Source organism: Bacillus siamensis KCTC 13613 (genome assembly GCF_000262045.1).
In the GTDB taxonomy this organism is placed as follows: Bacteria; Bacillota; Bacilli; order Bacillales; family Bacillaceae; genus Bacillus; species Bacillus siamensis.
Genome location: NZ_AJVF01000023.1, coordinates 1 through 26867, shown reverse-complemented (window position 1 = coordinate 26867; position 26867 = coordinate 1). Strand labels below are relative to the sequence as shown.

Annotated in this window: 24 protein-coding genes and 1 pseudogene; 17 read left to right on the top strand and 8 right to left on the bottom strand. The window is 43.0% G+C overall.

Annotated features, from left to right (window positions below; translation table 11 throughout):
- The first annotated feature begins 8 nt into the window (after positions 1-8).
- The 3 genes from ligA (at position 9) to Y79_RS0106735 (ending at position 4458) form a co-directional block, all read left to right on the top strand.
- A complete protein-coding gene (gene ligA / locus Y79_RS0106745) occupies positions 9-2015 on the top strand; it encodes an NAD-dependent DNA ligase LigA (protein ID WP_016937003.1) in 2007 nt (668 codons plus the stop codon).
- A gap of 15 nt (positions 2016-2030) precedes the next feature.
- Complete coding sequence (locus Y79_RS0106740; RefSeq protein WP_016937002.1) at positions 2031-3227, top strand: CamS family sex pheromone protein; 1197 nt, start codon at positions 2031-2033, stop codon at positions 3225-3227.
- 235 nt (positions 3228-3462) lie between these two features.
- Entirely contained in the window at positions 3463-4458 is a 996-nt protein-coding gene (locus Y79_RS0106735; protein WP_016937001.1) for a phosphotransferase enzyme family protein, read from the top strand.
- Between the two features lie 37 nt (positions 4459-4495).
- Here the strand turns inward: Y79_RS0106735 and Y79_RS0106730 are convergent, their stop codons facing one another.
- Both Y79_RS0106730 and putP read right to left on the bottom strand, forming a co-directional pair.
- On the bottom strand, positions 4496-5188 hold the full coding sequence (locus tag Y79_RS0106730) for an MgtC/SapB family protein (RefSeq protein WP_016937000.1): 693 nt from the start codon (positions 5186-5188) through the stop codon (positions 4496-4498).
- A 120-nt stretch (positions 5189-5308) separates the two neighbouring features.
- A complete protein-coding gene (gene putP, locus Y79_RS0106725; protein ID WP_016936999.1) occupies positions 5309-6787 on the bottom strand; it encodes a sodium/proline symporter PutP in 1479 nt (492 codons plus the stop codon).
- 422 nt (positions 6788-7209) lie between these two features.
- Between putP and gatC the strand changes: the two genes are divergently transcribed.
- Genes gatC through gatB form a run of 3 tightly spaced genes read left to right on the top strand, consistent with a single transcriptional unit; the run spans position 7210 to position 10416 of the window.
- Positions 7210-7500, top strand: a complete 291-nt coding sequence (gene gatC / locus Y79_RS0106720) for an Asp-tRNA(Asn)/Glu-tRNA(Gln) amidotransferase subunit GatC (protein ID WP_003155732.1) — start codon at positions 7210-7212, stop codon at positions 7498-7500.
- Positions 7501-7514: 14 nt separating this feature from the next.
- On the top strand, positions 7515-8972 hold the full coding sequence (gene gatA / locus Y79_RS0106715) for an Asp-tRNA(Asn)/Glu-tRNA(Gln) amidotransferase subunit GatA (RefSeq protein WP_016936998.1): 1458 nt from the start codon (positions 7515-7517) through the stop codon (positions 8970-8972).
- A 13-nt stretch (positions 8973-8985) separates the two neighbouring features.
- Entirely contained in the window at positions 8986-10416 is a 1431-nt protein-coding gene (gene gatB, locus Y79_RS0106710) for an Asp-tRNA(Asn)/Glu-tRNA(Gln) amidotransferase subunit GatB (protein ID WP_016936997.1), read from the top strand.
- A 62-nt stretch (positions 10417-10478) separates the two neighbouring features.
- Here gatB and Y79_RS0106705 read toward each other — a convergent pair whose 3' ends face one another.
- Complete coding sequence (locus Y79_RS0106705; RefSeq protein ID WP_016936996.1) at positions 10479-11327, bottom strand: TetR/AcrR family transcriptional regulator; 849 nt, start codon at positions 11325-11327, stop codon at positions 10479-10481.
- A 129-nt stretch (positions 11328-11456) separates the two neighbouring features.
- Between Y79_RS0106705 and Y79_RS0106700 the strand changes: the two genes are divergently transcribed.
- The 3 genes from Y79_RS0106700 (at position 11457) to rlmD (ending at position 17212) form a co-directional block, all read left to right on the top strand.
- Positions 11457-14600 (top strand): efflux RND transporter permease subunit, encoded by a 3144-nt coding sequence (locus Y79_RS0106700; protein ID WP_016936995.1) that lies wholly within the window; start codon positions 11457-11459, stop codon positions 14598-14600.
- A gap of 152 nt (positions 14601-14752) precedes the next feature.
- Complete coding sequence (locus tag Y79_RS0106695) at positions 14753-15664, top strand: diacylglycerol kinase (RefSeq protein WP_016936994.1); 912 nt, start codon at positions 14753-14755, stop codon at positions 15662-15664.
- A 159-nt stretch (positions 15665-15823) separates the two neighbouring features.
- On the top strand, positions 15824-17212 hold the full coding sequence (gene rlmD, locus Y79_RS0106690; protein WP_016936993.1) for a 23S rRNA (uracil(1939)-C(5))-methyltransferase RlmD: 1389 nt from the start codon (positions 15824-15826) through the stop codon (positions 17210-17212).
- Positions 17213-17294: 82 nt separating this feature from the next.
- Here rlmD and Y79_RS0106685 read toward each other — a convergent pair whose 3' ends face one another.
- Entirely contained in the window at positions 17295-17897 is a 603-nt protein-coding gene (locus Y79_RS0106685) for a response regulator transcription factor (protein ID WP_016936992.1), read from the bottom strand.
- A gap of 614 nt (positions 17898-18511) precedes the next feature.
- Here Y79_RS0106685 and Y79_RS0106680 point away from each other — a divergent pair.
- Genes Y79_RS0106680 through Y79_RS0106645 form a run of 8 tightly spaced genes read left to right on the top strand, consistent with a single transcriptional unit; the run spans position 18512 to position 24559 of the window.
- Complete coding sequence (locus tag Y79_RS0106680) at positions 18512-19075, top strand: GNAT family N-acetyltransferase (protein WP_016936991.1); 564 nt, start codon at positions 18512-18514, stop codon at positions 19073-19075.
- Between the two features lie 18 nt (positions 19076-19093).
- The gene (locus tag Y79_RS0106675; RefSeq protein WP_016936990.1) at positions 19094-19357 is read left to right on the top strand and encodes an acyl carrier protein; all 264 of its coding nucleotides are present in this window, start codon (positions 19094-19096) and stop codon (positions 19355-19357) included.
- A 1-nt stretch (position 19358) separates the two neighbouring features.
- Positions 19359-19799: a 3-hydroxyacyl-ACP dehydratase FabZ gene (gene fabZ, locus Y79_RS0106670; RefSeq protein ID WP_016936989.1), complete on the top strand. Its 441-nt coding sequence runs from the start codon at positions 19359-19361 to the stop codon at positions 19797-19799.
- Position 19800: 1 nt separating this feature from the next.
- Complete coding sequence (locus Y79_RS0106665) at positions 19801-21000, top strand: beta-ketoacyl-[acyl-carrier-protein] synthase family protein (protein ID WP_016936988.1); 1200 nt, start codon at positions 19801-19803, stop codon at positions 20998-21000.
- Between the two features lie 18 nt (positions 21001-21018).
- Complete coding sequence (locus Y79_RS0106660; protein ID WP_016936987.1) at positions 21019-21969, top strand: beta-ketoacyl synthase N-terminal-like domain-containing protein; 951 nt, start codon at positions 21019-21021, stop codon at positions 21967-21969.
- Between the two features lie 10 nt (positions 21970-21979).
- Positions 21980-22693: an SDR family oxidoreductase gene (locus Y79_RS0106655; RefSeq protein ID WP_016936986.1), complete on the top strand. Its 714-nt coding sequence runs from the start codon at positions 21980-21982 to the stop codon at positions 22691-22693.
- A 36-nt stretch (positions 22694-22729) separates the two neighbouring features.
- Complete coding sequence (locus Y79_RS0106650) at positions 22730-23683, top strand: ABC transporter ATP-binding protein (RefSeq protein ID WP_016936985.1); 954 nt, start codon at positions 22730-22732, stop codon at positions 23681-23683.
- Positions 23684-24559: an ABC transporter permease gene (locus tag Y79_RS0106645; RefSeq protein WP_016936984.1), complete on the top strand. Its 876-nt coding sequence runs from the start codon at positions 23684-23686 to the stop codon at positions 24557-24559.
- Positions 24560-24911: 352 nt separating this feature from the next.
- On the opposite strand, the gene Y79_RS0106640 is transcribed toward Y79_RS0106645, so the two are convergent.
- The 4 genes and pseudogenes from Y79_RS0106640 to Y79_RS1000000121380 all read right to left on the bottom strand — a co-directional run.
- Complete coding sequence (locus Y79_RS0106640; RefSeq protein ID WP_016936983.1) at positions 24912-25382, bottom strand: antitoxin YezG family protein; 471 nt, start codon at positions 25380-25382, stop codon at positions 24912-24914.
- A 44-nt stretch (positions 25383-25426) separates the two neighbouring features.
- Entirely contained in the window at positions 25427-25897 is a 471-nt protein-coding gene (locus Y79_RS0106635) for an antitoxin YezG family protein (protein ID WP_016936982.1), read from the bottom strand.
- 191 nt (positions 25898-26088) lie between these two features.
- Positions 26089-26295 carry a bacteriocin immunity protein gene (locus Y79_RS0106630; protein ID WP_014417133.1) on the bottom strand — a complete coding sequence of 69 codons (207 nt, stop codon included), beginning with the start codon at positions 26293-26295 and terminating at the stop codon, positions 26089-26091.
- 22 nt (positions 26296-26317) lie between these two features.
- Positions 26318-26867, bottom strand: a pseudogene (locus Y79_RS1000000121380) (hypothetical protein); the annotation flags it as partial.

Below are 26867 nucleotides of genomic sequence, written 5' to 3'. Positions count from 1 at the left end.
AGAACATGATGGACAAAGAAACAGCGAAACACCGGGCAGAAGAATTGCGCCGCACCATCGATCAGTACAGTTATGAATATTACACCTTAGATGAACCGAGCGTGCCGGATTCCGAGTACGACAGACTGATGCAGGAGCTGATGGCCATAGAAGAAGAGCACCCGGAGCTCAGAACGCCTGATTCGCCCACACAGCGGGTCGGAGGAGCGGTGCTTGAGTCGTTTCAAAAGGTGCAGCACGGCACGCCGATGCTCAGTCTCGGCAACGCATTTAACGATGACGATCTTCGCGATTTTGACCGCCGCGTCCGTCAGGCTGTCGGCGACGGCGTCGCTTACAATGTGGAGCTGAAAATAGACGGTCTTGCTGTTTCTCTCCGTTATGAAGACGGCTATTTCGTCAGAGGCGCGACAAGAGGAGACGGAACGACGGGCGAAGATATTACGGAAAACTTAAAAACGATCCGAAACATTCCGCTGAAAATGAAACGGAACCTCTCCATAGAAGTGCGCGGAGAGGCGTACATGCCGAAACAGTCATTCGAAGCACTCAACGAAGAACGGCTGAAACATGAAGAAGAGCCGTTTGCCAATCCCCGGAATGCGGCTGCGGGCTCACTCCGGCAGCTCGATCCGAAAATTGCAGCGAAACGAAATCTTGACATTTTCGTCTACAGTATAGCGGAGCTTGACGAAATGGGTGTGGAAACACAGAGTCAAGGCCTGGATTTTCTGGATGAGCTCGGTTTTAAAACAAACCAGGAACGGAAAAAATGCGCCACGATAGATGAAGTGATTGAAATGATCGAAGAGCTGCAGGCGAAGCGGGCCGATCTTCCGTATGAAATTGACGGAATCGTCATCAAGGTGGATTCGCTCGATCAGCAGGAAGAGCTCGGGTATACGGCAAAAAGCCCGCGCTGGGCGATTGCTTATAAATTCCCGGCAGAAGAAGTCGTGACAAAACTGCTCGATATCGAACTGAATGTCGGAAGAACGGGCGTCATTACGCCGACTGCCGTCCTGGAACCGGTAAAAGTCGCGGGGACGACGGTCTCAAGAGCATCCCTTCATAACGAAGATTTAATTAAAGAGAAGGATATCCGCATTCTCGATAAAGTGGTCGTCAAAAAAGCGGGCGATATCATCCCTGAGGTCGTCAATGTCTTAGTTGAACAGCGGACCGGAGAAGAAAAAGAATTCAATATGCCGACCAGCTGCCCTGAGTGCGGAAGCGAACTTGTCCGCATTGAAGGAGAGGTCGCGCTGCGCTGTATCAACCCGGAATGCCCGGCGCAGATCAGAGAAGGCCTGATTCACTTTGTCTCACGCAACGCGATGAATATTGACGGACTCGGAGAACGTGTCATCACACAGCTTTTCCGTGAACATCTCGTCCGTAATGTCGCTGATTTGTATAAGCTGACGAAAGAACAGGTCATCCGGCTTGAGCGGATGGGGGAAAAATCAACTGACAATTTGATCAGCTCCATCCAAAAGTCGAAAGAGAATTCGCTGGAACGGCTGCTGTTCGGTCTCGGCATCCGTTTTATCGGCTCAAAAGCGGCCAAAACACTGGCCATGCATTTTGAAAGCCTGGAAAATCTGAAACAAGCCACAGAGGAAGAGCTGCTTGCAGTAGACGAAATCGGTGAAAAGATGGCTGATGCCGTCATCACCTACTTCCGAAAAGAAGAAATGCTTGAGCTTTTGAATGAACTGGAAGAGCTCGGTGTGAATACACTCTATAAAGGCCCGAAAAAAGTAAAAGCGGAGGACAGCGACTCTTATTTTGCCGGAAAAACCATCGTGTTAACCGGAAAGCTTGAAGAGCTGTCCAGAAATGAAGCCAAAGCGCAGATCGAAGCGCTCGGCGGAAAGCTGACGGGATCTGTCAGCAAAAAAACAGACTTGGTGATCGCCGGAGAAGCGGCCGGAAGCAAGCTGGAAAAAGCGCAGGAATTAAACATTGAAGTATGGAATGAAGCACAGCTATTGGGAGAGCTAAAGAAATAAGAGGAGTGTTTTCTATTGAAAAAGATGTTGGCATTGGCGGCGACGGCGACCGCGGCAGTATTGATGCTGTCAGCCTGTTCGCCGAGTTTCGGAGGAAAAAAAGAGGAAGAGATCACGCAGAAAACTGCAAAGTCTTCTGAAAAAGCGATCATACCGAAATATAATATCTCTGATTCCTACTATAAGATGGTGCTTCCGTTTAAGGCCGGAAAAGCGCGCGGCCTGACCGCGGACCGGCTGAATACGAGGCTGGACATCGATGAATTCGAGACGGGGCTGATGCGGCTCGCCCAAGACACGTTCCCGACAGATGATTATTTGTACCAGGAAGGCCAGTATTTAGATGAGGATACGGTACTCAGCTGGCTTGACCGCAAAAAAGAAGGCAGTGATCTGAAAAAGGCGAAAAAGGCAGACGCCAATTTCCAGAATCTCGGATTAAACCCGGTGCTGCCAAGTTCGGGATCGGCAAAAGAGAAAAACGAAAACAGCCCGATTTACTTAGCGTCTATGCTTGAACAGGATTACTTAGTAAGAAAAGATAAAAATTCCATCCAGCTTGGCGGTGTCATGATCGGTCTCGCTCTCAACTCTGTTTACTATTACCGCGAAAAAACCGGTGATCCGCAGCAGGAAGTAGAGCTCAGCGACAAAACGATCCGCAGCCACGGGGAAGAAATCGCCCAGGAAGTCGTTAACCGTCTCCGGAAAATGGATAACCTGAAAAATGTGCCGATTACCGTCGCCCTTTATAAACAAGCGCCGAAAACATCAATCGTACCGGGAAATTACATTGCAAAAACAGAAGTCAAAGCCGGCTCATCCACCATTTCAAACTGGGATGATGTCAAAGAAAAATACGTGTTCTATCCGGCGGATACAGACACGGCAAAGAAATACCCTGACGATTCCGAAGTGTTTAAACGCTTCAAAAACGCGATCGACAGCTACTTCCCGAACTACACCGGAGTAGTCGGAACGGCGATGTACGAAAATGATGAAATGAGAAAAATGAAAATAGAAATCCCGATGCAATTTTACGGTAAAAGCGAAGTCATCGCCTTTACCCAATACTTAACGGGTGAGCTCATGGATTATTATTCAAAAGGCTCAGTCGATGTTGAAATCAATATCACCTCGTCAGACGGCCAGGAAGCGCTGATCGTCCGAAATGCGGGTGACAAAGAACCGACCGTCCATATTTACGATTAATTAAGCGCCCTTGTTCATTTCTTTATGAGCAAGGGTTTTTCTTGTATATATCGTTGGTGAGAGCAGTGACGTATGTTAAGATATTTGTATAAATAAGGATTAACAGGAAAAACTTTTTTGTTTATAGGCTGAAGTTACTAATCTGTTAGGAACAAAAAGAAGGGCGGGATGTTGATGAATGACTTATGCTGAGTACACATATCACTGCCAAAAGATATGAAGAGGGTGAATCAGCATGCATAAAGATATTAAAGCGGTTTTTGAGGAAGATAAGGTGCTCGCTAAAGCCGGTGAAATATACGGCTTTACCAAATTTCAATTTATCGCAGACGCAGAGAACTACGTATATGAAATTGTGAAAGATAACGAACCTTATATTTTAAAAATTACGCATACGATCCGCAGAACACCGGAATATATTCTGGGAGAAATGGAATGGCTTCATCATCTCACAAAGGGAGGGCTTTCAGCAGCAAAACCGATTCCTTCATTAAATGGCAGAGATGTCGAAGAAGTGCCGGATGGAAAAGGCGGAGCGTTTTTATTAAGAGTCTACGAAAAAGCGCCGGGCCATAAAGTTGAAGAATCAGACTGGAACGGAACTCTGTTTTATGAGCTTGGCAAGTATACGGGGAACATGCATCGGCTGACGAAAAGCTACCGTCTGAGCGACCCGAAATATAAAAGGCAGGAATGGGACGAAGAGGAGCAGCTGAAGCTGAGAAAATACGTGCCCGCAGATCAGCATCTCGTATTCGAGCGGGCGGATGCTTTAATGGAGGAACTGCGGAAATTGCCGAAGAACCCGGAAAGCTACGGTTTGGTGCACGCCGATTTGCACCATGGCAATTTCAACTGGGACAACGGAAAAATTACTGCCTTTGATTTTGATGATATCGGCTACAATTGGTTTGTGAATGATATCAGTATTTTGCTGTACAACATGTTGTGGTATCCGGTCATCCCGTATGAAGACAAGGCCGCGTTTACTGGTGAATTCATGACACACTTTATGAAAGGCTACAGGGAAGAAAATGACCTTGATCCCGCCTGGCTTGAAAAAATCCCGGATTTCCTCCGGCTGCGCCATATGCTGATCTACGGATTATTGCATCAGGCGTTTGACCTAGACTCACTCGGAGATGAAGAGCTTGAGATGCTGAAAGGCTTCAGACGCGATATTGAAAACGAAACACCGATTACTGAATATCATTTTTCTGCATTCGTATAAATAGAAAAACGCCGGCTGACATCAGTCCGGCGTTTTTTTATAACGTATCACATTTCACTCCGACGACACCCTGAATTTCTTTAATATCATAATACACGTCCGTGGTGTAGCGGTTTTTATGAACGCTGATTTTTACTTCCATAATCGGAAATTCCTTTTCATGCAGATCATCTATCCGGACGGAGTGAATGCGGAGCTGTTTGCTTTTCATTTCCTTTAAAATCTCGGTCATTTTGTCTTTGTCGGAAAGAGACATCCTCACGCGGATATCTTTCTCCTTCAAGCGGTTGGGGCCGACTTTTCTGATCAGCCACGGAAGAAACTCGACGCTGATCAGGATAAACAAGAGGCTTGCGAACGCCTCCTTATAAAAGCCGGCGCCTGTAGCCAGACCCAGTCCGGCTGCACCCCAGATGATAGCCGATGTCGTCAGGCCGGAAATGACGTCATTGCTTTTACGCAGAATCACGCCCGCACCGATAAAGCCGACGCCGGAAATGATTTGGGCGGGGAGACGGAGCGGATCCATCATGATACGGTAATATTTCGGAAAATGATAGGCCGCATTAATGCTGACGATCGTCAGCATACAGGAGCTGACGGCGATGACGATACAGGTTTTCAGTCCGAGCGGTTTATTTTTCAGCTCGCGCTCAAGACCGATGATCATCCCGATCAGCGTGGCAATGCCCAGTTTTAATAAAATGTCCGGATCGATAGGCCAGCTCAATTTGCACAGCACCTCCGCAGTTTTTCTTATAGTAAATTGATATGATTTTCTCACAGTATTTATAGCAGGACAAGTGCGGAAGAAAAAAGCCGTCAGGGATAAAATCTGACGGCTTTTTGTCTATTTCTTCTTTTTCAAAAGAGTTTCCATCCGGCTGAACAGCTGATAAGAAGCATCGGCCGGTTTTTTGGTCAGCAGACTGACGGCAATACCGGCAATCAGACTGAGGAAGAACCCCGGGATGATTTCGTATATGCCGGTTGAAGCGGCAAGCCCCGTCGTAATCCAGATTAGAACGGCCGCAGCTCCGGTAATCATCGCCGCAAGCGCTCCCCATTCATTCATCCGTTTCCAGTACAGACTGAGAAGGAGCGCCGGGCCGATGGCCGAACCGAAGCCTGCCCACGCATATCCGACCAGATCAAGAATGGTGCTGTTCGGATTCATGGAAAGCAGGATGGCAATTACGGCCACAATTAATACCGACAGGCGTCCGGTCATGACCAATTCTTTATCGCTCGCTTCCCGTCTGAAAAAGGCGCGGTATAAATCTTCCGTAATGGCGCTTGCCGTTACGAGAAGCTGTGAGGAGATGGAACTCATAATCGCCGCTAAAATCGCGGACAGCAGGAAGCCCGTAATCAGCGGATGGAACAAGATTTTAGAAAAAATAATGAAAATCGTTTCCGGATCTTTTACGGAGACCCCGAAGTGATGAGAATACGCAACCCCGATAATCCCGGTAAGCAGTGAACCGACAACTGAAATAACCATCCAGCTCATCCCGATTCTGCGGGCGGGTTTTAAATCCTTCACTTCTTTAATCGCCATAAATCGTACGATGATATGAGGCTGGCCGTAATAGCCGAGTCCCCATGCCAAGTAAGAAATAATGCTAATGACGCTCGCGCCTTTAAAGATATCCAATAGTTTCGGGTTTACGGCGTTGATCGAATCAATCGTCGTTGAAACGCTCCCGAGCTGGGTAAAAGCAACGATCGGCACAAGCACTAATGCCGCAAACATGATCGCTCCCTGTACGAAGTCAGTCAGACTGACAGCAAGGAAACCGCCAAACAGCGTGTAAAGCACAACAACACCGGCCGTTAAAAACAAACCGAATTTGTAGTCGGCGCCGAATGCCGATTCAAATAACCTGCCTCCGGATACCATTCCGGACGATGTGTACAGTGTGAAAAAGATCATAATAATCACGGCGGAAACGATTTTCAGCAATGATGACGAATGGCGGAACCGTTTATCGAAGAAATCGGGAATCGTAATCGCATCATCCGCAACTTCCGTATAGGCGCGCAGCCTCGGAGCAAGCAGCAGATAATTTGAATATGCGCCGATCGTCAAACCGAGCGCCAGCCATAAGGTCGATAATCCCGTTGCGAACATTGCGCCGGGAACCCCCATCAGCATCCATGCGCTCATGTCCGCCGCACCTGCGGACAGCGCCGTTACGAACGGGCCGAGTCCTCTTCCGCCCAGCATGTAATCATTAATATTCGTTGTCTTTCTGAATGCGTACCAGCCGATCAACAGCATGGCAGCAAAGTAAATGCCAAGAGATATAATTAATTCAATACTCACGTTTCTGGACCCTCTCTTCTTTTAAGTAAATGTTGCATCACCTCTGCAGATTAGTAGTGCCGGACTTTTGCGCCGGCGGCAAGCCTTTTAGTCATCATGACATGCCGAGTGCATGATTTTGTGCAGGCTATGGTTACTAAACCTAACAAAGTATCCCCGATCAATCAACTCTCGAAACCTGGCCCATTCAAGGAAAAAATCCCCGGCAACATAGAACAGCTTAAAGATGAAAACGCTACCAATAAATTATAAAAGTAAAAATTTTCTGACATATAATTCGTTTCTCTTTCTCCCCGATTTAGGATAAAATAGAGAGGGTTTCATCATGCCTCAGGAGGCGGCGTTTTGTTGCTTTAGAGGGCTCGTTTTTGATATGATCTGTATTATATGACGAAACGGAGAATTATGCGGAGGTGGATCTTATGTCACGAATTTCTATAGAAGAAGTAAAACATGTCGCTCATTTGGCGAGACTTGCCATTACGGATGAAGAAGCTGAAATGTTCACAGAACAGCTTGACAGCATCATCTCGTTTGCCGAGGAGCTTAATGAAGTGGACACGGATAACGTGGAACCGACAACACACGTACTGAAAATGAAAAACGTAATGAGAGAAGATGAAGCGGGTAAAGGCCTTCCGGTCGAGGATGTCATGAAGAATGCTCCCGATCATAAAGACGGCTATGTCCGTGTGCCATCTATTCTGGATTAAAGGAGGGAGACAGTATGTCATTATTTGATCACAAAATCACAGAACTGAAACAAATGATACATAATAAAGACATCAAGATTTCCGATCTTGTTGACGAATCTTACAAACGGATCGCATCCGTGGATGATAAGGTGCAGGCGTTTTTGCAGCTTGACGAAGAAAGAGCCCGCGCTTACGCGAAAGAGCTTGACGAAGCGGTTGACGGCCGGTCTGAACACGGTCTACTTTTCGGAATGCCGATCGGCGTCAAAGACAACATCGTGACAAAAGGGCTTCGCACAACATGCTCAAGCAAAATCCTCGAAAACTTCGATCCGATTTACGATGCGACGGTAGTGGAGCGCCTTCAGGCCGCTGAAGCCGTCACGATCGGAAAGCTGAATATGGACGAGTTCGCGATGGGTTCTTCTACTGAAAACTCCGCGTACAAAGCGACGAAAAACCCTTGGAATCTTGATACGGTTCCCGGCGGATCAAGCGGCGGTTCCGCAGCTGCGGTTGCAGCCGGCGAAGTGCCGTTTTCACTCGGATCTGATACGGGCGGCTCCATCCGTCAGCCTGCTTCTTTCTGCGGCGTCGTCGGATTAAAGCCTACATACGGACGCGTGTCACGTTACGGTTTGGTCGCTTTTGCGTCTTCATTAGACCAGATCGGACCGATCACAAGAAACGTAGAAGATAACGCATTCCTGCTTCAGGCGATTTCAGGCGCGGACAAAATGGACTCTACGAGCGCCAATGTCGAAGTGCCGGACTTTCTTTCTTCATTAACGGGCGACATTAAAGGCTTAAAAATCGCCGTGCCGAAAGAATACCTCGGAGAAGGCGTCGGCAAAGAAGCGAAAGAATCGGTTTTAGCCGCTTTAAAAGTGCTTGAAGACCTTGGAGCGACATGGGAAGAAGTATCTCTGCCGCACAGCAAATACGCGCTTGCGACGTATTATCTGCTGTCATCTTCCGAAGCGTCTGCGAACCTTGCGCGCTTTGACGGCATCCGCTACGGATACCGCTCAGACAATGCGGACAACCTGATCGACCTTTATAAACAGACACGCTCAGAAGGCTTCGGCAACGAAGTGAAGCGCCGCATCATGCTCGGCACCTTCGCGCTCAGCTCAGGCTACTATGACGCGTATTACAAAAAAGCGCAAAAAGTGCGCACGCTCATTAAAAAAGATTTTGAAGACGTCTTTGAGAAATACGATGTCATCGTCGGACCGACAACGCCGACACCGGCTTTCAAAATCGGCGAAAAAACCAGCGATCCGCTAACAATGTACGCCAACGATATTTTAACGATCCCTGTCAATCTCGCGGGTGTGCCGGGAATCAGCGTGCCATGCGGATTTGCGGACGGACTGCCGCTCGGACTGCAAATCATCGGAAAACACTTCGATGAAGGCACTGTATACCGCGTCGCTCATGCTTTTGAGCAGGCAACAGATCATCATAAAGCGAAACCTGAACTGTAAGGGGTGAAATGAAGTGAACTTTGAAACGGTAATCGGACTTGAAGTCCATGTGGAATTAAAAACAAAATCTAAAATTTTCTCAAGCTCACCGACGCCATTCGGAGCGGAAGCGAATACCCAAACGAGCGTCATTGACCTTGGGTATCCCGGCGTGCTGCCCGTTTTAAACAAAGAAGCGGTCGAATTCGCGATGAAAGCCGCAATGGCATTGAACTGCGAAATCGCAACGGATACGAAGTTTGACCGGAAAAACTATTTCTACCCGGACAACCCGAAGGCATATCAAATTTCTCAATTTGACAAGCCGATCGGCGAAAATGGCTGGATTGAAATCGAAGTCGGCGGAAAAACGAAAAAAATCGGCATTACCCGTCTTCACCTTGAAGAAGATGCGGGAAAACTGACGCATACGGGCGACGGCTATTCCCTCGTTGACTTCAACCGCCAGGGCACGCCGCTTGTCGAGATTGTATCTGAGCCGGATATCCGCACACCGGAGGAAGCTTACGCATATCTCGAAAAGCTGAAATCAATTATCCAATACACAGGCGTGTCTGACTGTAAAATGGAAGAAGGTTCACTGCGCTGTGACGCCAACATTTCTCTCCGTCCGATCGGCCAGGAGAAATTCGGCACAAAAACGGAGCTAAAGAACCTGAACTCCTTCGCATTCGTGCAAAAAGGCCTTGAGCATGAAGAAAAACGCCAGGAGCAGGTGCTTCTGTCAGGCGGCGTCATTCAGCAGGAGACGCGCCGCTACGATGAAGCGACGAAAAAAACTATTTTGATGCGTATCAAAGAAGGTTCGGATGACTATCGTTATTTCCCAGAGCCTGACCTTGTTGAGCTCTACATTGATGACGAATGGAAAGAACGCGTAAGAGCAACCATTCCTGAGCTTCCGGATGAGCGCCGCAAACGTTATATCGAAGAGCTCGGCCTGCCGGCTTATGACGCAATGGTTCTGACGCTGACGAAAGAAATGGCTGATTTCTTCGAAGAAACGGTCAATAAAGGCGCAGAAGCCAAGCAGGCATCAAACTGGCTGATGGGTGAAGTGTCAGCTTACCTGAACGCCGAACAAAAAGAGCTTGAGGATGTCGCACTGACTCCTGAAGGCCTTGCCGGCATGATTAAGCTGATTGAAAAAGGGACCATTTCGTCTAAAATCGCGAAGAAAGTCTTCAAAGAATTAATTGAAAAAGGCGGAGACGCTGAAAAAATCGTCAAAGAAAAAGGCCTCGTGCAGATTTCTGACGAAAGCGTGCTTCTGAAGCTGGTGACAGATGCGCTTGACAGCAACCCGCAGTCAATTGAAGACTTCAAAAACGGAAAAGACCGCGCGATCGGCTTCCTTGTCGGGCAGATTATGAAAGCCTCAAAAGGACAGGCCAACCCGCCGATGGTCAACAAAATCTTACTTGAAGAAATCAAAAAACGATAAAAAAAGCAGCCGCCTGTAAGGGCGCTGCTGACACGGAGACCGGTATGCGCCGGTCTCTTTTTTTATAAGCTGAAATAGGTTTCAATGGAAGCACGCAGCGTTTCAATCTGTTTATTTCCGCTGCCTGCCAAATTGGACAGCATTCCTTTAATAATCGGTTTGCGCGGCTCTTCCTTTGCGCTTTCCTCTTCAATGACTTCCAGCGAAACGAGAACGTCCTCAGGCAGCCCCTGCTGAGCTTTTGCCATTTGAATATCCGCGAGCAGTCTCTTTCTGTCCGCCGCGGGCTGAGTGAAAATATCCTCAGGCAAAAGCGGATCGGGATTGTCTTTTATCAGTCCGGTAATCAGATCATCGATCCTTGCGATCAGAAAGGGGGCCACGTTTTCCGTCCGGAATGCCGTATTTTCATTGAAAATCAAGAAATGGATATAAGAACTCACAATCCCTTGGGCCATAACGGATGCGTCCGCTAAAAACGGTATGACGGCATCTCCGTAAACGGACAGCAAAGCATCCCGGTACAGCATGTTAAATTGAATATTCGCCTCATGAAAGTATTGTTTTACCTTTTGATTTTCTGGGATGACCTTTTCGCTCAGCAAGAGAATGATAAAGTCCTTATGCTCCATAAATTCCTGGAATTGATATGCGATTTGTTTTTGGAATACGTCCTTAGGCGGTTTATGCAGATGTTCTGTTTTGATCTTCTTTATTTCTTCCATAGACATGCCGATGTAATACTCACATGCGGACAGCAAAAGGTCTTCTTTTGATTTGAAATGGAGATAGAAGGCGCCTTTTGAAATTCCGCACTCGCCGGCGATTTCCTGAATCGTTGTTGAAGAAAATCCTTTTTTAGCAAATAAATGGATGCCTGTTTTTATGATTTTCTCTTTTTTTTCGTTCATGACGTGCTTCCCCTTAATCCTTGAAAAATTTAGAAAAATTTACTGCCTTATTGGTTGACGATGTTGAGTTATACCGTTTAGTATTATATAGAATGACCAGTCAGTCAATAAAAAATAACGGAGGACATGATGAACCACATTATTAACTTTGTACTGAAGAACAAATTCGCAGTTTGGCTGATGACGATTATCGTTACTGTAGCAGGGCTGTATGCCGGTCTGAATATGAAACAGGAATCCATACCGGACGTCAACATGCCTTACCTCTCAGTAAATACGACTTATCCCGGAGCTGCTCCGAGTCAAGTTGCGGATGACGTAACGAAACCAATTGAGCAGGCGGTGCAGAATTTAGAAGGAGTGAGCGTCGTATCGTCCACATCCTCTGAAAACGTCTCATCGGTTACGATTGAATATGATTACAGCAAGGATATGGACAAGGCGAAAACTGAAGTCGCTGAAGCGCTGGACAGTGTCAGCCTTCCTGACGACGCGAAAAAACCTGACATTTCCCGTTACAGTCTCAACTCTTTCCCGATTTTGACGCTCAGTGTGACAAGCGGCAAAAGCTCGCTTGAAGATCTGACCAAAAATGTGGAAAACACTCTCGTTCCTAAGCTCAAAGGCATCCAGGGCGTTGCGTCCGTGCAAGTTTCCGGACAGCAGGAAGAGCAGGTGGAATTCTCTTTCAAAGACAAAAAAATGAAAGAGTACGGACTTGATGAAGATACCGTCAAGAAAGTGATCCAAGGCTCTGACGTCAATACGCCGCTTGGATTGTACACGTTCGGCAACAAAGAAAAATCAGTTGTCGTTAACGGAAATATTACGTCAATTAAAGATCTGAAAGATATGAGAATTCCGGTCACATCTTCTTCTGCCGCTCAAGGTCAAGCGGGCGGAGCTGGTGCGGCATCCGCGGCGGACGCTCAAGCTGCGCAGCAGGCACAGCAAAGCGCATCAGCAGGGGTGCCGACAGTCAAGCTTTCTGACATTGCCGACATTAAAGATGTGAAAAAAGCAGAATCCATTTCCCGCACGAACGGAAAGGACAGCATCGGAATTAATATCGTAAAGGCCAATGACGCCAACACGGTGGAAGTGGCCGATGCGATTAAAGATGAACTGAATCAATACAAAAAAGACCACAAAGGGTTCAAGTACAGCTCGACTCTTGATATGGCAAAGCCGATTACAGAGTCAGTGGAGACGATGTTAAGCAAAGCGATTTTCGGCGCGATTTTTGCGGTCGTGATTATTCTCTTATTCTTAAGAGATATTAAATCAACGATGATTTCTATCGTTTCCATCCCGCTGTCACTGCTGATTGCGCTTCTGGTGCTGAATCAGCTCGATGTCACATTGAACATTATGACACTCGGCGCGATGACGGTCGCCATCGGACGGGTAGTCGATGATTCCATTGTCGTTATCGAAAACATTTACCGCCGCATGAGGCTGAAAGATGAGCCTTTACGCGGGAAGCAATTGGTGCGTGAAGCGACAAAAGAAATGTTTAAACCGATCATGTCATCAACGATCGTAACCATTGCCGTATTCCTGCCGCTTGCCATGGTCGGCGGACAGATCGGCGAACTGTTTATGCCGTTTGCCTTAACAATCGTTTTCGCGCTTGCCGCATCATTGTTGATTTCCATCACACTGGTGCCGATGCTTGCGCACAGTTTGTTCAAAAAATCGCTCACAGGCGCGCCTGTTAAAGCGAAAGAGCATAAGCCGGGCAGATTGGCCAATTTCTATAAAAAAGTGCTGAATTGGTCATTAAGCCATAAATGGATTACATCTATTATCGCGGTTCTGATGCTTGCCGGCAGTTTGTTCCTCGTACCTCTGATCGGCGCGAGCTACCTGCCTGCGCAAGCGGACAAAACAATGCAGCTCACATACACGCCTGAACCGGGTGAAACGAAAAGCGAAGCTGAAAAAGCTGCGCAAAAAGCGGAAGACATGCTGCTTAAACGCAAACATGTCGATACCGTCCAGTATTCATTAGGCTCGCAAAGCCCGCTCGGCGGAAGCTCAAACGGGGCATTGTTCTACGTGAAATACGAGGATGACACGCCTGATTTTGACAAAGAAAAAGACAATGTCTTAAAAGAAGTCAAAAAAACATCCAGCCGCGGCGAATGGAAATCACAAAATTTCAGCTCGTCAGGCAACAACAACGAATTAACGTACTATGTGTACGGAGATTCAGAGTCTGATATTAAAGGCACGGTCAAAGACATCGAAGGCATCATGAAAAAGCAGAAGGATCTGAAAGACGTCAACTCAGGCCTTTCCAGCACATATGATGAGTACACGTTCACCGCTGACCAGGAGAAGCTCAGCAAGATGGGCCTGACGGCTTCGCAAATCTCCCAAGCCTTGATGCCGCAAACGTCACAGTCTCCTTTGACAACGGTGAAAAAAGACGGCAAAGAGCTTGACGTAAACATCAAAACAGAAAAAGACCAGTATAAGAGTGTAAAAGAATTAGAGGATAAAACCATCACATCGCCTGCAGGCCAAGAAGTAAAAATCGGCGATGTGGCGAAAGTGAAAAACGGCACGACATCTGATACCATTTCCAGACGCGACGGCAAAGTGTACGCTGACGTAACGGCAACCGTCACTTCTGACAACGTCACGAAGGTGTCATCAGCCGTTCAAAAGAAAGTAGACAAACTGGATAAGCCGGACAATGTATCCATTGATACCGGCGGTGTATCAGCCGATATTGCTGATTCCTTTACGAAACTCGGTTTAGCGATGCTTGCCGCAATCGCCATCGTATACCTCGTGCTTGTGATCACGTTCGGCGGAGCATTAGCGCCGTTTGCGATTCTGTTCTCGCTTCCGTTTACAATCATCGGCGCATTAGCCGGACTATATGTATCCGGAGAGACGATCAGTCTGAACGCCATGATCGGTATGCTGATGCTGATCGGAATCGTCGTCACAAACGCGATTGTCTTAATTGACCGCGTCATTCATAAAGAAGCGGAAGGCTTATCGACGAGAGAAGCGCTCCTTGAAGCCGGCTCTACGAGATTGCGTCCGATTCTGATGACGGCGATCGCGACAATCGGCGCCCTGCTTCCATTGGCATTGGGCTTCGAAGGCGGAAGCCAGGTCATTTCTAAAGGACTCGGTGTCACCGTTATCGGCGGTTTAATCAGTTCGACTCTGCTTACCCTTCTGATTGTGCCGATCGTATATGAAGTATTGGCGAAATTCCGTAAGAAAAAACCAGGAACAGAAGAAGAGTAAGACAGCGGGCCTTGGCTCCTTAAAAGGAGCCGGGGCCTTTTTTCTTCTGGCAATTCCTGTACATATTGTTGCGATTTTCTCAAGTCATAGTATAATTAAAGGTTGTTAGTGTTAATAATGGATCGGATACTCTTAAGTAGGATGATGAGATAATGAAACGTGCACGCATAATATACAATCCGACTTCAGGACGGGAGCTTTTTAAGAAAAATCTTGCCCAGGTCCTGCAAAAATTTGAACAAGCCGGTTATGAAACCTCCACCCATGCCACCACATGCGCGGGGGATGCCACTCACGCCGCAAAAGAAGCCGCTTTGCGGGAGTTTGACCTGATTATCGCAGCCGGCGGAGACGGAACGATTAATGAAGTCGTCAACGGCCTTGCGCCGTTAGACAACCGCCCGACACTCGGCATCATTCCGGTCGGCACGACAAATGACTTCGCCAGAGCGCTGGGCATTCCGAGAGAGAGTATACTGAATGCCGCTGATACCGTCATTAACGGCACAGCCCGCCCGATCGACATCGGTCAGGTGAACGGTCAGTACTTCATCAACATCGCCGGCGGAGGCCGTCTGACGGAGCTGACGTATGATGTGCCGAGCAAACTGAAAACGATGCTCGGCCAGCTTGCTTATTATTTAAAGGGAATGGAAATGCTGCCTTCACTTCGACCGACAGAAGTCGAGATTGAATATGACGGCAAGCTGTTTCAAGGCGAAATTATGCTGTTTTTAGTGACGCTGACCAACTCGGTCGGCGGATTCGAGAAGCTGGCCCCTGATTCCAGCCTGAATGACGGCATGTTTGATTTAATTATTTTGAAAAAAGCCAATCTCGCGGAGTTTATCAGAGTCGCGAGCATGGCGCTCAGAGGCGATCATATTAACGATCAGCACATTATTTACACAAAAGCGAACCGTGTAAAAGTCAATGTATCAGAAAAGATGCAGCTGAACCTGGACGGCGAATACGGCGGCATGCTGCCGGGAGAATTCGTGAATCTGTACCGGCATATTCACGTCATCATGCCGAAGGAGAAAGCGGAACAGCTGGATGATTAATACGCGGACAAAATCCTAAAACAGTATTCGTTTTAGGATTTTGTCATCTTTTCAGCGTGATCGGAAACCTTTGAAGGCCTGAATTTGAAGGTTTGCCAGCACGCTGAAACAAGGCTTTTGGCCGAGTTTTCTTTCGCTTAAAACTAGAGGTGATTATAAATGAAAATGAAACCCCCGGTAGAAAAAAATGAATACTATGACGTGACATTTGAGGATTTGACGCATGAAGGAGCGGGCGTCGCAAAGGTTGAGGGCTTCCCGATCTTCGTGCCGAACGCCCTGCCTGAGGAAAAAGCGCAAATCAAAGTGACACGCGTCAAAAAAGGCTTCGCTTTCGGCCGCTTAATCGAGCTGAAGGAAGAAAGCCCGCACAGAACGGATGCCCCGTGCCCGATCTACAAGCAATGCGGCGGCTGCCAGCTTCAGCACATGACCTATGAAGGCCAGCTCTTGTTTAAACAGAAACAAGTCAAAGACGTCTTAGAACGCATCGGCAAGCTGGATCTTTCAAAAGTCACCGTGCACCCGACGCTTGGCATGGAAGACCCTTGGAACTACAGAAACAAAGCGCAGGTGCCGGTAGGAGAAAGAGAAGGCGGACTCGTCGCCGGATTCTACCAGCAAAGAAGCCATGACATCATCGACATGAGCGCCTGCCTGATTCAGCAATCCAAAAACGACGAAGCCGTCCAAGCCGTCAAAGACATCTGCGCGGCATACGGCGTCAAAGCCTACAACGAAGAACGCCACAAAGGCTGGTTCCGCCATATCATGGTCAGATACGGCGTCGTCACGGGCGAAATGATGATCGTCTTCATCACAAGAACAAACGACTTCCCGCACAAAGCGAAGATCATCGAAGACATTACGGCGCAATTCCCGCACGTCAAATCAATCGTGCAAAACATCAACCCAAATAAAACAAACGTGATCTTTGGGGACGAAACAAACGTCATCTGGGGCGAAGAATACATCTACGACCTCATCGGAGACGTCAAATTCGCCATCTCCGCCAGATCGTTCTATCAGGTCAACCCGGAACAGACAAAAGTGCTCTACGACAAAGCGCTTGAGTACGCGGAGCTGCAAGGGGAAGAAACCGTCATCGACGCCTACTGCGGCATCGGAACGATCTCTCTCTTCTTGGCGAAGCAGGCGAAAAAAGTGTACGGCGTCGAAATCGTGCCGGAAGCCATCGAGGATGCGAAACGCAACGCTGAGCTGAACGGCATCACAAACGCGGAATTCGCAGTCGGAGAAGCAGAAACCGTCATTCCAAAGTGGTACGAAGAAGGCATCACGGCAGATACGCTAGTCGTCGACCCGCCAAGAAAAGGCTGTGACGAAGCGCTGTTGCGCACAATCATCGACATGAAACCGAAGCGGGTGGTGTACGTGTCCTGCAACCCAGGTACGCTTGCAAGAGACCTGCGGGTGCTTGAGGATGGCGGGTATCAGATGCTCGAAGTGCAGCCTGTGGATATGTTTCCCCATACGAATCATGTGGAGTGTGTGGCAGTGCTTTATTCTAAGGATGCAGTTCATTAACTGTTACTAAGAAGAAGGAGTAAAGATAATAAATATCTTTACTCCTCTCATTTAAGAAAGTTGCTATTTTTTAATCCTTAAGTTATACATGTAGCAGCCCTCGTTTAATTCCGTTCACAACTGCTCCAACTCTTGAGTTGGCGTCCATTTTTTGAATAATAGAAGAAATATGACGTTCTACAGTTCTTTTACTTAACTTTAATGCAGAACTGATTTCCATATTTGTTTTATCCTCTGCTATCAACTTCAGTACCTCCAGTTCCTTATGAGTAAGGCGATCAACAGAAAGGTTTACAGCATGTTGAGGAAATACATGGTTTCCTGCAAAAGTTTGTTTGACTGCAGTTATTAGTTCATTAATTGAATTTTCTTTCCTTACATAAGCAGCAGCTCCAGCATTGTATGCTGCATATATATATTCATCATACTCATAACCGGATAATATTACAATTTTTAACTCCGGAAATGTTTTCTTAATGTTTCTTGTCAAGGAGATTCCATTAAAAGATTTCATCCTAATATCAATAATTAGAATATTGGGACAATGGTAGTCGATTTCATCATATATCTCTGCAGGATTTGATAAAGTGCTAACTACTTCAACGACTCTGTCGTGTTCTAGCAATTGTTTAATACCTTGTACCATCATCATATGATCATCTAACAGCAATACTTTGATTTTCAACTGATTTACTCCATTCATTGGAAAAGTAGTTGTAACAATAATGTGTTAAAACGTTTTTATCTTTGGTTATAAATTAAAACAGAAAAGGATCGAATATAAGATATCTGCTTTGGGCTTTAGTCATTTCTAAAATGATGTATATCCTGATCATTGGTAAGAAGGTTTATAAACTTTTTTATAGATAAATGTCTATAATACTGTCCTTATGGAATATTATATCATTTTTCTTGTTTTTAATCTAGATAAAAGCATAATATACTATCCCTTTTTTGTTATTTATTTCTTAATAATTCATATTTTTAATTACTTAAATTTCCTAAATTGATAACAACCTCAAAAAAAACCTTCAATTAACAATAATAAGTTGGCGACATCGCGCCAGTTCTTTGGCGGGATTTACGGATTTCATCTGAGTCAATATTTTGATATTTTTATGTAGAGAAGAAAATATTGGTTAAATAGAGGCAGAATATACTATTTTCACTGATGTTGTTTTTGGGATACACCTCGAAAATACTGTGATGCACTTCAGCTAAGGTGTAGACAGAGTAAACTTTTTAAAGAGTTACAGAGTCAGGATTTAATCTTGAGATGGGACAAAGGGAGGGGTAATAATGTTAAAAGTAAAGATCTTAGAAACCGAAGAAGAGAAAAAAGAACTATATGCAACGAGATATAAAATCTTTGTTGAACAGGAAAAATCAGTACCTGCTGAAAATTATAAGGACGGTTTATTAAAGGACCATTCTGATGATTATGCTTACCAAATCGGTTGTTATGAAGGCAGTTTATTAGTTGGGTTTATGACTTTAATTGTAAAAAAAGATGATGAATTATTAGAGGTTGAACAAACTCATAATTTGAAACCGCAAGTGAATGAAAAATATGCAGAAGTCATGAGATTAGTCGTGTTAGAAACATCTTTTACTAAAACGATTTCAATGAAAGGTAAAGTAATGAACCTTCTATTTGATAAAGTGAAAGATATTATTATCTCTGAAAATATTACTCATCTTCTTTTACAGAGCAGAGAGAAATCTAAAAAAATGTACGAAAAAATAGGGTTTAAACAAATCGGTGATTTTAAATTATACAGAGAAAAATCATACCAATGTCCTATGAAGCTTGACGTAATGAAAGTAAGCGAAAAGGTAGTAAATATATCGGAATTTATTTAATGAAAGGGATGGAGCTAAATGAGTCTGGAAACATTAATTAGTGTAGAAAAAAAAGAAAAGCTAGTGGGAATGATCACGGAAATCTTGGAAGTGGAACCAGAAGAAATAAAGGATGATACAGATCTGGTTGAAGAATTAGATGCTGACTCAATGATGGCTTTAGAAATCTTAGCCTGTGTCGAAAAGGAGTTTCAAATAAAAATACCGGAAGAAGAGTTACAAAACTTCACCACAGTAAATAATATTATTTCAATTATTGAAGAAAGAATAAAGGAAAAATAATATGAATTCATTGTCGCATGATGAGGTTTTAGAGAAATTACCGCAGAGATACCCTTTTGTAATGATAGATCGAGTGATCGAGGCTAATGAAACTTACATAACAGCTATGAAAAATGTATCAGGAAATGAACCGTGCTTCCAAGGGCATTTCCCTGAAAAGAAAATATTTCCGGGTGTGTATATCACAGAAGCGATTGCTCAAGCAGCTATTCTTTTGTTTTCACAGAACGAAAATTCAGCAGAAACAAAACAAACTCTTCCTCTCCTTTACCACACAAATGTGAAATTTAAAAAGCCAATTGTACCGGGAGATCAAATGATAATTACATTAAATATAATAAAGAAAATTAGTAAGGCTGCAATTGTGAAAGCTGAAGTGAAAGTAAATGATTCTAAATGCGCATCGGGAGAATTGACCTTTACACTTGTGGGAGATGAATAATTTGAAAAGAGTTGTAGTAACCGGTACAGGAGCTATTACCTCAATAGGCCTTAATTCAAAAGATTTTTGGAGATCTTGTTTAAGTGGAGAGTCCGGCATTTCACCTATTCAAAAAGACGGACTTCAACTATTGGATCCTAAATATGGCGGTCAAATTCATAACTTCAATGCTTCTGAATGGATTAAAGTTAACGATTATAAGTCAATTGGAAGAGGTTCTCAATTGTTAATTGCAAGTATGTATGATGCAATCAAAAATGCTGAATTGAAGCCTGAAACTTATAAAATGGCAGATTTATATGTTGGAACCACTATGGGTGAAATATCCATTGAAAAAACTGACTATAATCGTCATTTGGAAGAAGCTAGCCCTCAACATCTTTTAGACCAAGGATTCTTGCATACGTTATTAGCAAATGCCTGCAGAGAATTTGAGTTACAGGGAGAGACAATGCTTGTTGCAAATGCTTGTTCTGCAGGTAATTATGCAATTATTCAAGGCTATGAAAAGATCAGAAACGGAGAACAATCTATCTGTTTTACAGCAGGAGAAGATCCTTTCTCGACTATTGCTTATTACGGGTTTAACCGATTAAAGGCTATTGCAGCAAAAGAATGTAAACCATTTGATGCTCACAGAGATGGAATGCTTGTTGCTGAAGGAGCGGGCTGTTTAGTATTAGAAGAATTAGAACACGCCCAACAAAGAGGGGCTAATATCTTGGCAGAAGTTAAAGGGTATGGAGTTTCATGTGATGCTTATCATATCACTGCGCCGCATCCTAATTCGACAGGGATAATACAAGCCATGGAAAAAGCTATAAAAAAGGCTGGTATTACAACTGATAATGTAGATTACATCAGCGCTCATGGTACAGGTACTCAAGCCAATGATAAAGCGGAATCGTTTGCAGTTAACCAATTATTTAATAAAAAAGTGCCGATGAGTTCAATTAAGTCCATGATAGGTCATTCTATGGGGGCTGCAAGTCTTCTTGAAGCGATTGTATGTTGTAACGCTGTAAAAGAAGACGTTGCACCTCCAACAATAAACTTTGAACTAAAAGATATAAATTGTGATGTTGATTGTATTCCAAATAATAAACGGTCATTTCCTATTGAGTATGCTATGAATAATTCTTACGCTTTTGGCGGCGCCAATTCCAGCATCATTTTTAAGAAATTCAGAGACAATTGCTAAAAATGGAGATGAGTAAAAATGAATATTATTGGAAGAGGTAAAGTCCTTTCTGAAACAATAAGCGTGGAAAGCATAAGAAATAACGTAGAGATAAACGGTATCCTTGAACCTGAGAATTTTGATATAAAACAGTATGTTAAATATAAAGGACTCCGTTCATTAACAAAAGCAACTAATTTAGCAATTGCATCAATAAGTGAGGCAATTACAGATGCGGGAAGCAGATACAGTGAACATTCACTAGAAAGAATCGGTGTTTTTGTGGGAAGTACATTAAACCCTTTGGATGCCGCTTATCATTTTATGACAGATGTCTATGAAGCTTCTCCGGATTTTGTGAGTCCAGTTAAATTCTCTAGTTCCGTATTAAATAATATTTCCGGATGGGCTTCCATTGTATACGGAATAACAGGCCTAAACTCTACTGTAATTTCAGGAAATCTTTCTGGAATAGACGCTTTAAAAATGGCAGTTTCGTATATAAACAATGATGTTATTGATGTTGCCATTGTAACTGCTGTTGAGGGAAACGAAGCAGGATCCATTTATCAACAAGGGAACCTTCAAAAAAAAGTAAATGCTGTTACAGGCGCAATTTCGTTTATTATAGAAAAAGATGAAAATAACTATCCAAATATAGAAAATATAAATAGTTTCCAACATACTGAAGATAATAGAGATAAAATCATTATGAATTTAGAAAAAGATTTAAATAACGGAATAACAAAAAATTTAATTTATGGTTCAAATAATTGCAATGATGAAATCATTTTTAACTATTTAAAAAGCAAAAAATTTGACGATGAATTAAATATATTGGATATATCTCGAAGCTCTGGGATGTCAAATGCTTTATCTGGGTTTTTGAAGTTGCTGGTATCAATGGACATGGAAGGTGAAACATTAGTGATCGAGACGAATGAAGTTGGAAACGATAGCATCATTAAAATAAATTCAAAAATTAGTTGAGGATCAGATTATGAAAAAAATAGCCATTATAACGGGTGGTACCGGAGATTTAGGACAATCACTTATTGATAAATTTCATCATAATAATTATATTGTTTATTTTACGTATTTTGGAAATGTCGAGAGAGCTAAAATGATTGAAGAAAAATACCCTGGAACAAAAGCTATAAAGGTCGATGTCAGAGAATACAGCCTTGTGAAAGAATTTATCGAGCAAATATATAAAACGCATGAACGAATAGATTGTCTAATTAATAACGCCGGAATTAATAAAGATAAAACAATTTCTTTTATGAATCAAAAGTCTTGGTCAGAAGTAATCGATACAAATCTGAACGGTACTTTCAATTGTTGTAAATTCGTCTCGAAATATATGATCAATCAAGGTTATGGTTCAATTATTAATATGTCCTCGGTTTCAGGTATAAAAGGTATTGAAGGCCAGACTAATTATGGTGCGGCAAAAGCAGGGGTTAACGGGCTTACAAAAACTTTAGCGAAAGAATTGGCAAAGTATAATGTTAGGGTCAATTCCGTTTGCCCAGGCTTTATAGAATCAGACATGACAAGTAATTTGGACGAGGACAGGATGATCAATCTTATCCCAATGCAGTATGTAGGAAGTCCGGATGATGTAAGTGAATTATCACTTTTTTTGGCGGAAAATAGATCCAAATACATTACTGGGCAAATGATTGCAGTTGACGGAGGACTAACAATCTAGCATAATTTAGTAATCTTACTTTTCGAGGTGAACAGAATGGGAGAAGAACAAGACATTATTACAGTAACGGATCTGCGCAAAAAATATGGATCATTTGAAGCAGTGAAAGGGGTATCCTTTTCTGTCAAACGCGGCGAGCTGTTTGCATTTCTGGGAACGAACGGTGCGGGGAAATCGACCACTATCGATATTCTCTGTACGCTGATTAAAAAGACATCCGGAAAAGTGGTAATAGACGGTTTTACGCTTGGTGAGGGGAAAGAGAATAATCATATCCGTAAAAAGATTGGGGTTGTCTTTCAAGAGAGCATTTTGGACGAACGATTGACCGTTTATGAAAATATCATGAACCGCGGACAATATTATCATTTAAGCAAGGCACAAGTGCAAGAGAACTATCAGTTTGTAACAGACTATTTAAAATTGGATGATATTAAGGAGAAAAAATACAGCGATTTGTCAGGCGGACAAAGAAGAAGAGCAGATATTGCCCGTGCCATCATCCATAAACCGACTATATTATTTTTAGATGAGCCTACTACAGGTCTTGATCCGCAAACGAGAGTATTTGTTTGGAATGCGATTAAAAGGCTGCAGGAAGAAACAAACATGACAATCTTTTTAACGACCCATTACATGGAGGAGGCCGCTGTGGCTGATAACGTTGTGGTCATCAAAGAAGGACGTCTGATCGCAGAGGGCACACCGAGTCAGCTGAAAGATCAATATGCGTTTGACAGTCTGCATATGATATTTAAGCAAGGCGTTGATCCGACTGCGTGGTTTGAAAATAAACAACTGGATTTTACGGTTAAAAACTCTATTTATTCCCTTCGTGTAGAGTCCACTCTTCATGCGTTGGACATTTTGAAAGGTCTTGAAGGAAAAATTGAATCTTTCGAGGTGATTAAAGGGAATATGGATGATGTGTTTATCCATATTATCGAAGAACAAGGAAGCAGTTTGCCAGTAAAGGGGAGCATTGCGTAAATGAAGTCTTTATCCAGTTTAATCAGCAGAAATATAAAAATTTACTTCCGTGATCGAACGCTTTTGCTTCTTTCTTTGCTGTCAGTATTTATCGTCATTCTGTTATATGCCGTGTTCTTACAGCAGACACAGCTGGACGCTATTAAAGCTCTGGTCGGTTCGACAGATGATTCCAAAGCAATGGTGAACGAATGGATGGTGGCGGGATTGCTGTCCATTACAGCTGTGACAACGACTTTAGGCGCTTTCGGAATTATGGTGAAGGATAAAGAAAGCAAGAGAACGTATGACTTTTTAACAGCTCCTTTATCAAGGGCGACCATCCAATTGAGCTACGTCATTCATTCATTTGTCATCGGTTTGATCTTTTCTTTCATCGCCTTTTTAGGCTGTGAAATTTTTCTCGTCTCAACAGGCAGCAAGCTTTTAAGCGGTACAGATATACTTGAAGTATTGGGGATTATTGTTCTTTCAGTTGCACTGTCAAGCTCTATTAATTTATTTTTAACGCTGTTTATTCACACACAAAATGCATTTTCGACGTTAAGTACGATTGTCGGAACAGCCATCGGTTTTTTATGCGGAGTTTATGTGCCGATCGGCGGTGTACCGGCTTTTGTACAGAAGATTATTATGTATTTCCCTATCAGCCATACCGCTGTTCTGTTCAGAAAGGCGTTTATGACAGATTCAGTTGACAAAGTATTTAAACATGCCTCTGCGGAACAAATACAGGAATATGAAAAGCATTACGGGATCGTCTACAAGTTAAACGGCCATTTTATCAGTACGGCAGCAAGCTTGTGGATCATTGTCATTACAGCTATCATATTTACCGTTATATCTATTTTCATATTTAAAAAACAAAATAAATAACCTATTCAGTCGATACATAACGATTTAACAGGCAGCATCCGTTTACTGGATGCTGCCTGTTTTGCTTAGTCTTATGGGAGCATGCCCATATTTTTGTGCTTCCGCAAATTCTGTCTTTGTGTACATTAGTCAAGATATCCTGATTGTCAGCTTTTTATTTTTCTTTCGCTAGTCTTGATGAAATCTTCAAAAATACATTTTTGTCCATTCACAAGGTATGATTTATTTAATTTCTGGCTAATAAGCTGGTACAGATCTTGCATTTTTAAGTTTCCAATCTTTTCACTTTCAATCCTCGAGAAATCCCAGTATAAAAAATAGCCCAGCAAAGAAGTGCTGAGCCATTATTGATTTATAGACCGAAGTAGTTTATTACAAATTCTTTATCGCTCTCATCTTCAGGCAATATCCCTAAATTTTGATATTCCCATACTGCTTGGCGTTGAGTACCGTTTAAGTCTGAAGCAATGACATCGGTGTAATCATAATCTATTGCTAATTTCCCGCTTCTTTCTAAATGTAAAGTGAGGTTTGTCCATAAGTCTTCATTGTTTGTTTTAAATTCATTTCGTAACTCTTCGAAATAATCATGCAACTCATATAGAAGTTCGTCATATATATCTTCATCAACATTAAAATGTTCAGGAATATCGTGTGAATATATATATCCCTGATTTTGTGGAGTAGTAAAGAAGAAGTAAACTTCTGAAGAGTCATCTAAAATTTCGGCATAAAGAGCAACCTTCTCCCACTCAAAGGGGATAATTTCATTTATTTGCTCAGCGATTTTTTGATATATTATTCCCATCTTTTCAGTTTCCACAATATCAGAATCCTTTTTAATTTTTTTAGCCGTTTGAAAGCTTATTATATGTTTAGATACTCTTCTATGAATTTTCTATCTTCCTCATCAGCTGGCAGTATGCCGAGATTTTGATATTTCCAAACATCTCGTCTTTGAAGGTCATCAAGTTGAGAGGATAAAACATCATCATAATTATAATCAATTGAAAACTTTCCGGTGTTTTCTAATTTTAAAGTGAGATTTGTCCAAATATCTTGATTGCCTAGCTTAAATTCTGCTTTTAGTTCTTCAAATAGCTCTTGAAGTTCAATTAGCAGTTGATCGTAAATCTCTTCGCTCACCTCAAAATGTTCAGGTATATAATGAGAAAATAAATAATCACTGTTATTTAGTGTTGTAAAATAAAAGTATATATCCGCTGAGTCATCAAGTATTTCAGCATATAAAACGATCTTTTTCCATTGAGATGGAATCATTTCATTAATTTGTTCTGCTATTTTTTGATATAATAAATCCATTTTTTGAGTCTCCATAAAATCATCTCCAGAAACAAAAATAGCCCAGTAGAGAAGAGCTATTTTTGTTTTGTAGATTCCAATACCAATAGACGGTGGGGGTACTGCCCATTGGTGTAAATTATATGAGAACTTTAAAATTTCACCCTTAGAGTCCTAATTGGACAAAACATCTTGATTGTTATTGAAGGTTACGGGCTATAGTGTGATTACTCTTCTTTATAGTTTAGAGCAATCTCCACAATTTGCTCAGCTGTGTATTCTTCATCGCTCCAAAAAATTAAATCACTTGGTGCAGGATGAGGGACATTTTCTTCTAATAAATCGATGTATTTACCAATTACCTCATCTTCTAATTCAGGATTCATAATTTTTTTCACCAATGAGACTAATTCTTCTTTTGACATTTTATTCAAGGCTAATTCTTCCTTTCTACATTTAATTTTTACTTCCTTTTTTTCCGAAATGATAAGCCGGATCTAGAATCTCTTGATGCATTTTGGGAGAAGTAATAATTAGGTTATCTAAATTATACACATCCCCACCTTTATCAATAGGTTGTTTATGGTGTAAAATATATGACTTATGTTTACCGTAATGCTCTTTTTTTGGCGCGATAGGGGAATTCCCGTTTTTCATTCTTGCTATGTTATTTTTATTAAATTCATTTGCATATTCAGTGTTTGCTATTGATTTCCAGAATTCTTTTCTGAACTCATCAAATGATTTGAACTCCTTCCCAAGGAGCTGTTTACGTACTTCTTGAGGTATAACCCCTAATTTACCATTATTGTACATTAGTCTTTCTTGAAGCTGAAGCCCTCTGCTTGGAATTGCTTTACCAGTTGCAACACCTGGAATGTTTCTTTTGGTGAACAGAATGCTGGATTCTTTAGTTTCTTCTATAATTTTCTTTAACAAAGGAGTATTCTTCACATTGTGAGTATTTTCAATATCCTGTGCTATTCCGGCAAGCGCGGGTTCGTAC

Bases quoted from the DNA above. Each gene is read 5' to 3' on its own strand.
- ligA (WP_016937003.1), top strand. From the start codon at position 9: ATGGACAAAGAAACAGCGAAACACCGGGCAGAAGAATTGCGCCGCACC.
- Y79_RS0106735 (WP_016937001.1), top strand. From the start codon at position 3,463: ATGCATAAAGATATTAAAGCGGTTTTTGAGGAAGATAAGGTGCTCGCT.
- gatC (WP_003155732.1), top strand. From the start codon at position 7,210: ATGTCACGAATTTCTATAGAAGAAGTAAAACATGTCGCTCATTTGGCG.
- gatA (WP_016936998.1), top strand. From the start codon at position 7,515: ATGTCATTATTTGATCACAAAATCACAGAACTGAAACAAATGATACAT.
- Y79_RS0106705 (WP_016936996.1), bottom strand. From the start codon at position 11,327: ATGAACGAAAAAAAAGAGAAAATCATAAAAACAGGCATCCATTTATTT.
- Y79_RS0106700 (WP_016936995.1), top strand. From the start codon at position 11,457: ATGAACCACATTATTAACTTTGTACTGAAGAACAAATTCGCAGTTTGG.
- Y79_RS0106695 (WP_016936994.1), top strand. From the start codon at position 14,753: ATGAAACGTGCACGCATAATATACAATCCGACTTCAGGACGGGAGCTT.
- rlmD (WP_016936993.1), top strand. From the start codon at position 15,824: ATGAAAATGAAACCCCCGGTAGAAAAAAATGAATACTATGACGTGACA.
- Y79_RS0106680 (WP_016936991.1), top strand. From the start codon at position 18,512: ATGTTAAAAGTAAAGATCTTAGAAACCGAAGAAGAGAAAAAAGAACTA.
- Y79_RS0106675 (WP_016936990.1), top strand. From the start codon at position 19,094: ATGAGTCTGGAAACATTAATTAGTGTAGAAAAAAAAGAAAAGCTAGTG.
- fabZ (WP_016936989.1), top strand. From the start codon at position 19,359: ATGAATTCATTGTCGCATGATGAGGTTTTAGAGAAATTACCGCAGAGA.
- Y79_RS0106660 (WP_016936987.1), top strand. From the start codon at position 21,019: ATGAATATTATTGGAAGAGGTAAAGTCCTTTCTGAAACAATAAGCGTG.
- Y79_RS0106655 (WP_016936986.1), top strand. From the start codon at position 21,980: ATGAAAAAAATAGCCATTATAACGGGTGGTACCGGAGATTTAGGACAA.
- Y79_RS0106650 (WP_016936985.1), top strand. From the start codon at position 22,730: ATGGGAGAAGAACAAGACATTATTACAGTAACGGATCTGCGCAAAAAA.
- Y79_RS0106645 (WP_016936984.1), top strand. From the start codon at position 23,684: ATGAAGTCTTTATCCAGTTTAATCAGCAGAAATATAAAAATTTACTTC.
- Y79_RS0106635 (WP_016936982.1), bottom strand. From the start codon at position 25,897: ATGGAGACTCAAAAAATGGATTTATTATATCAAAAAATAGCAGAACAA.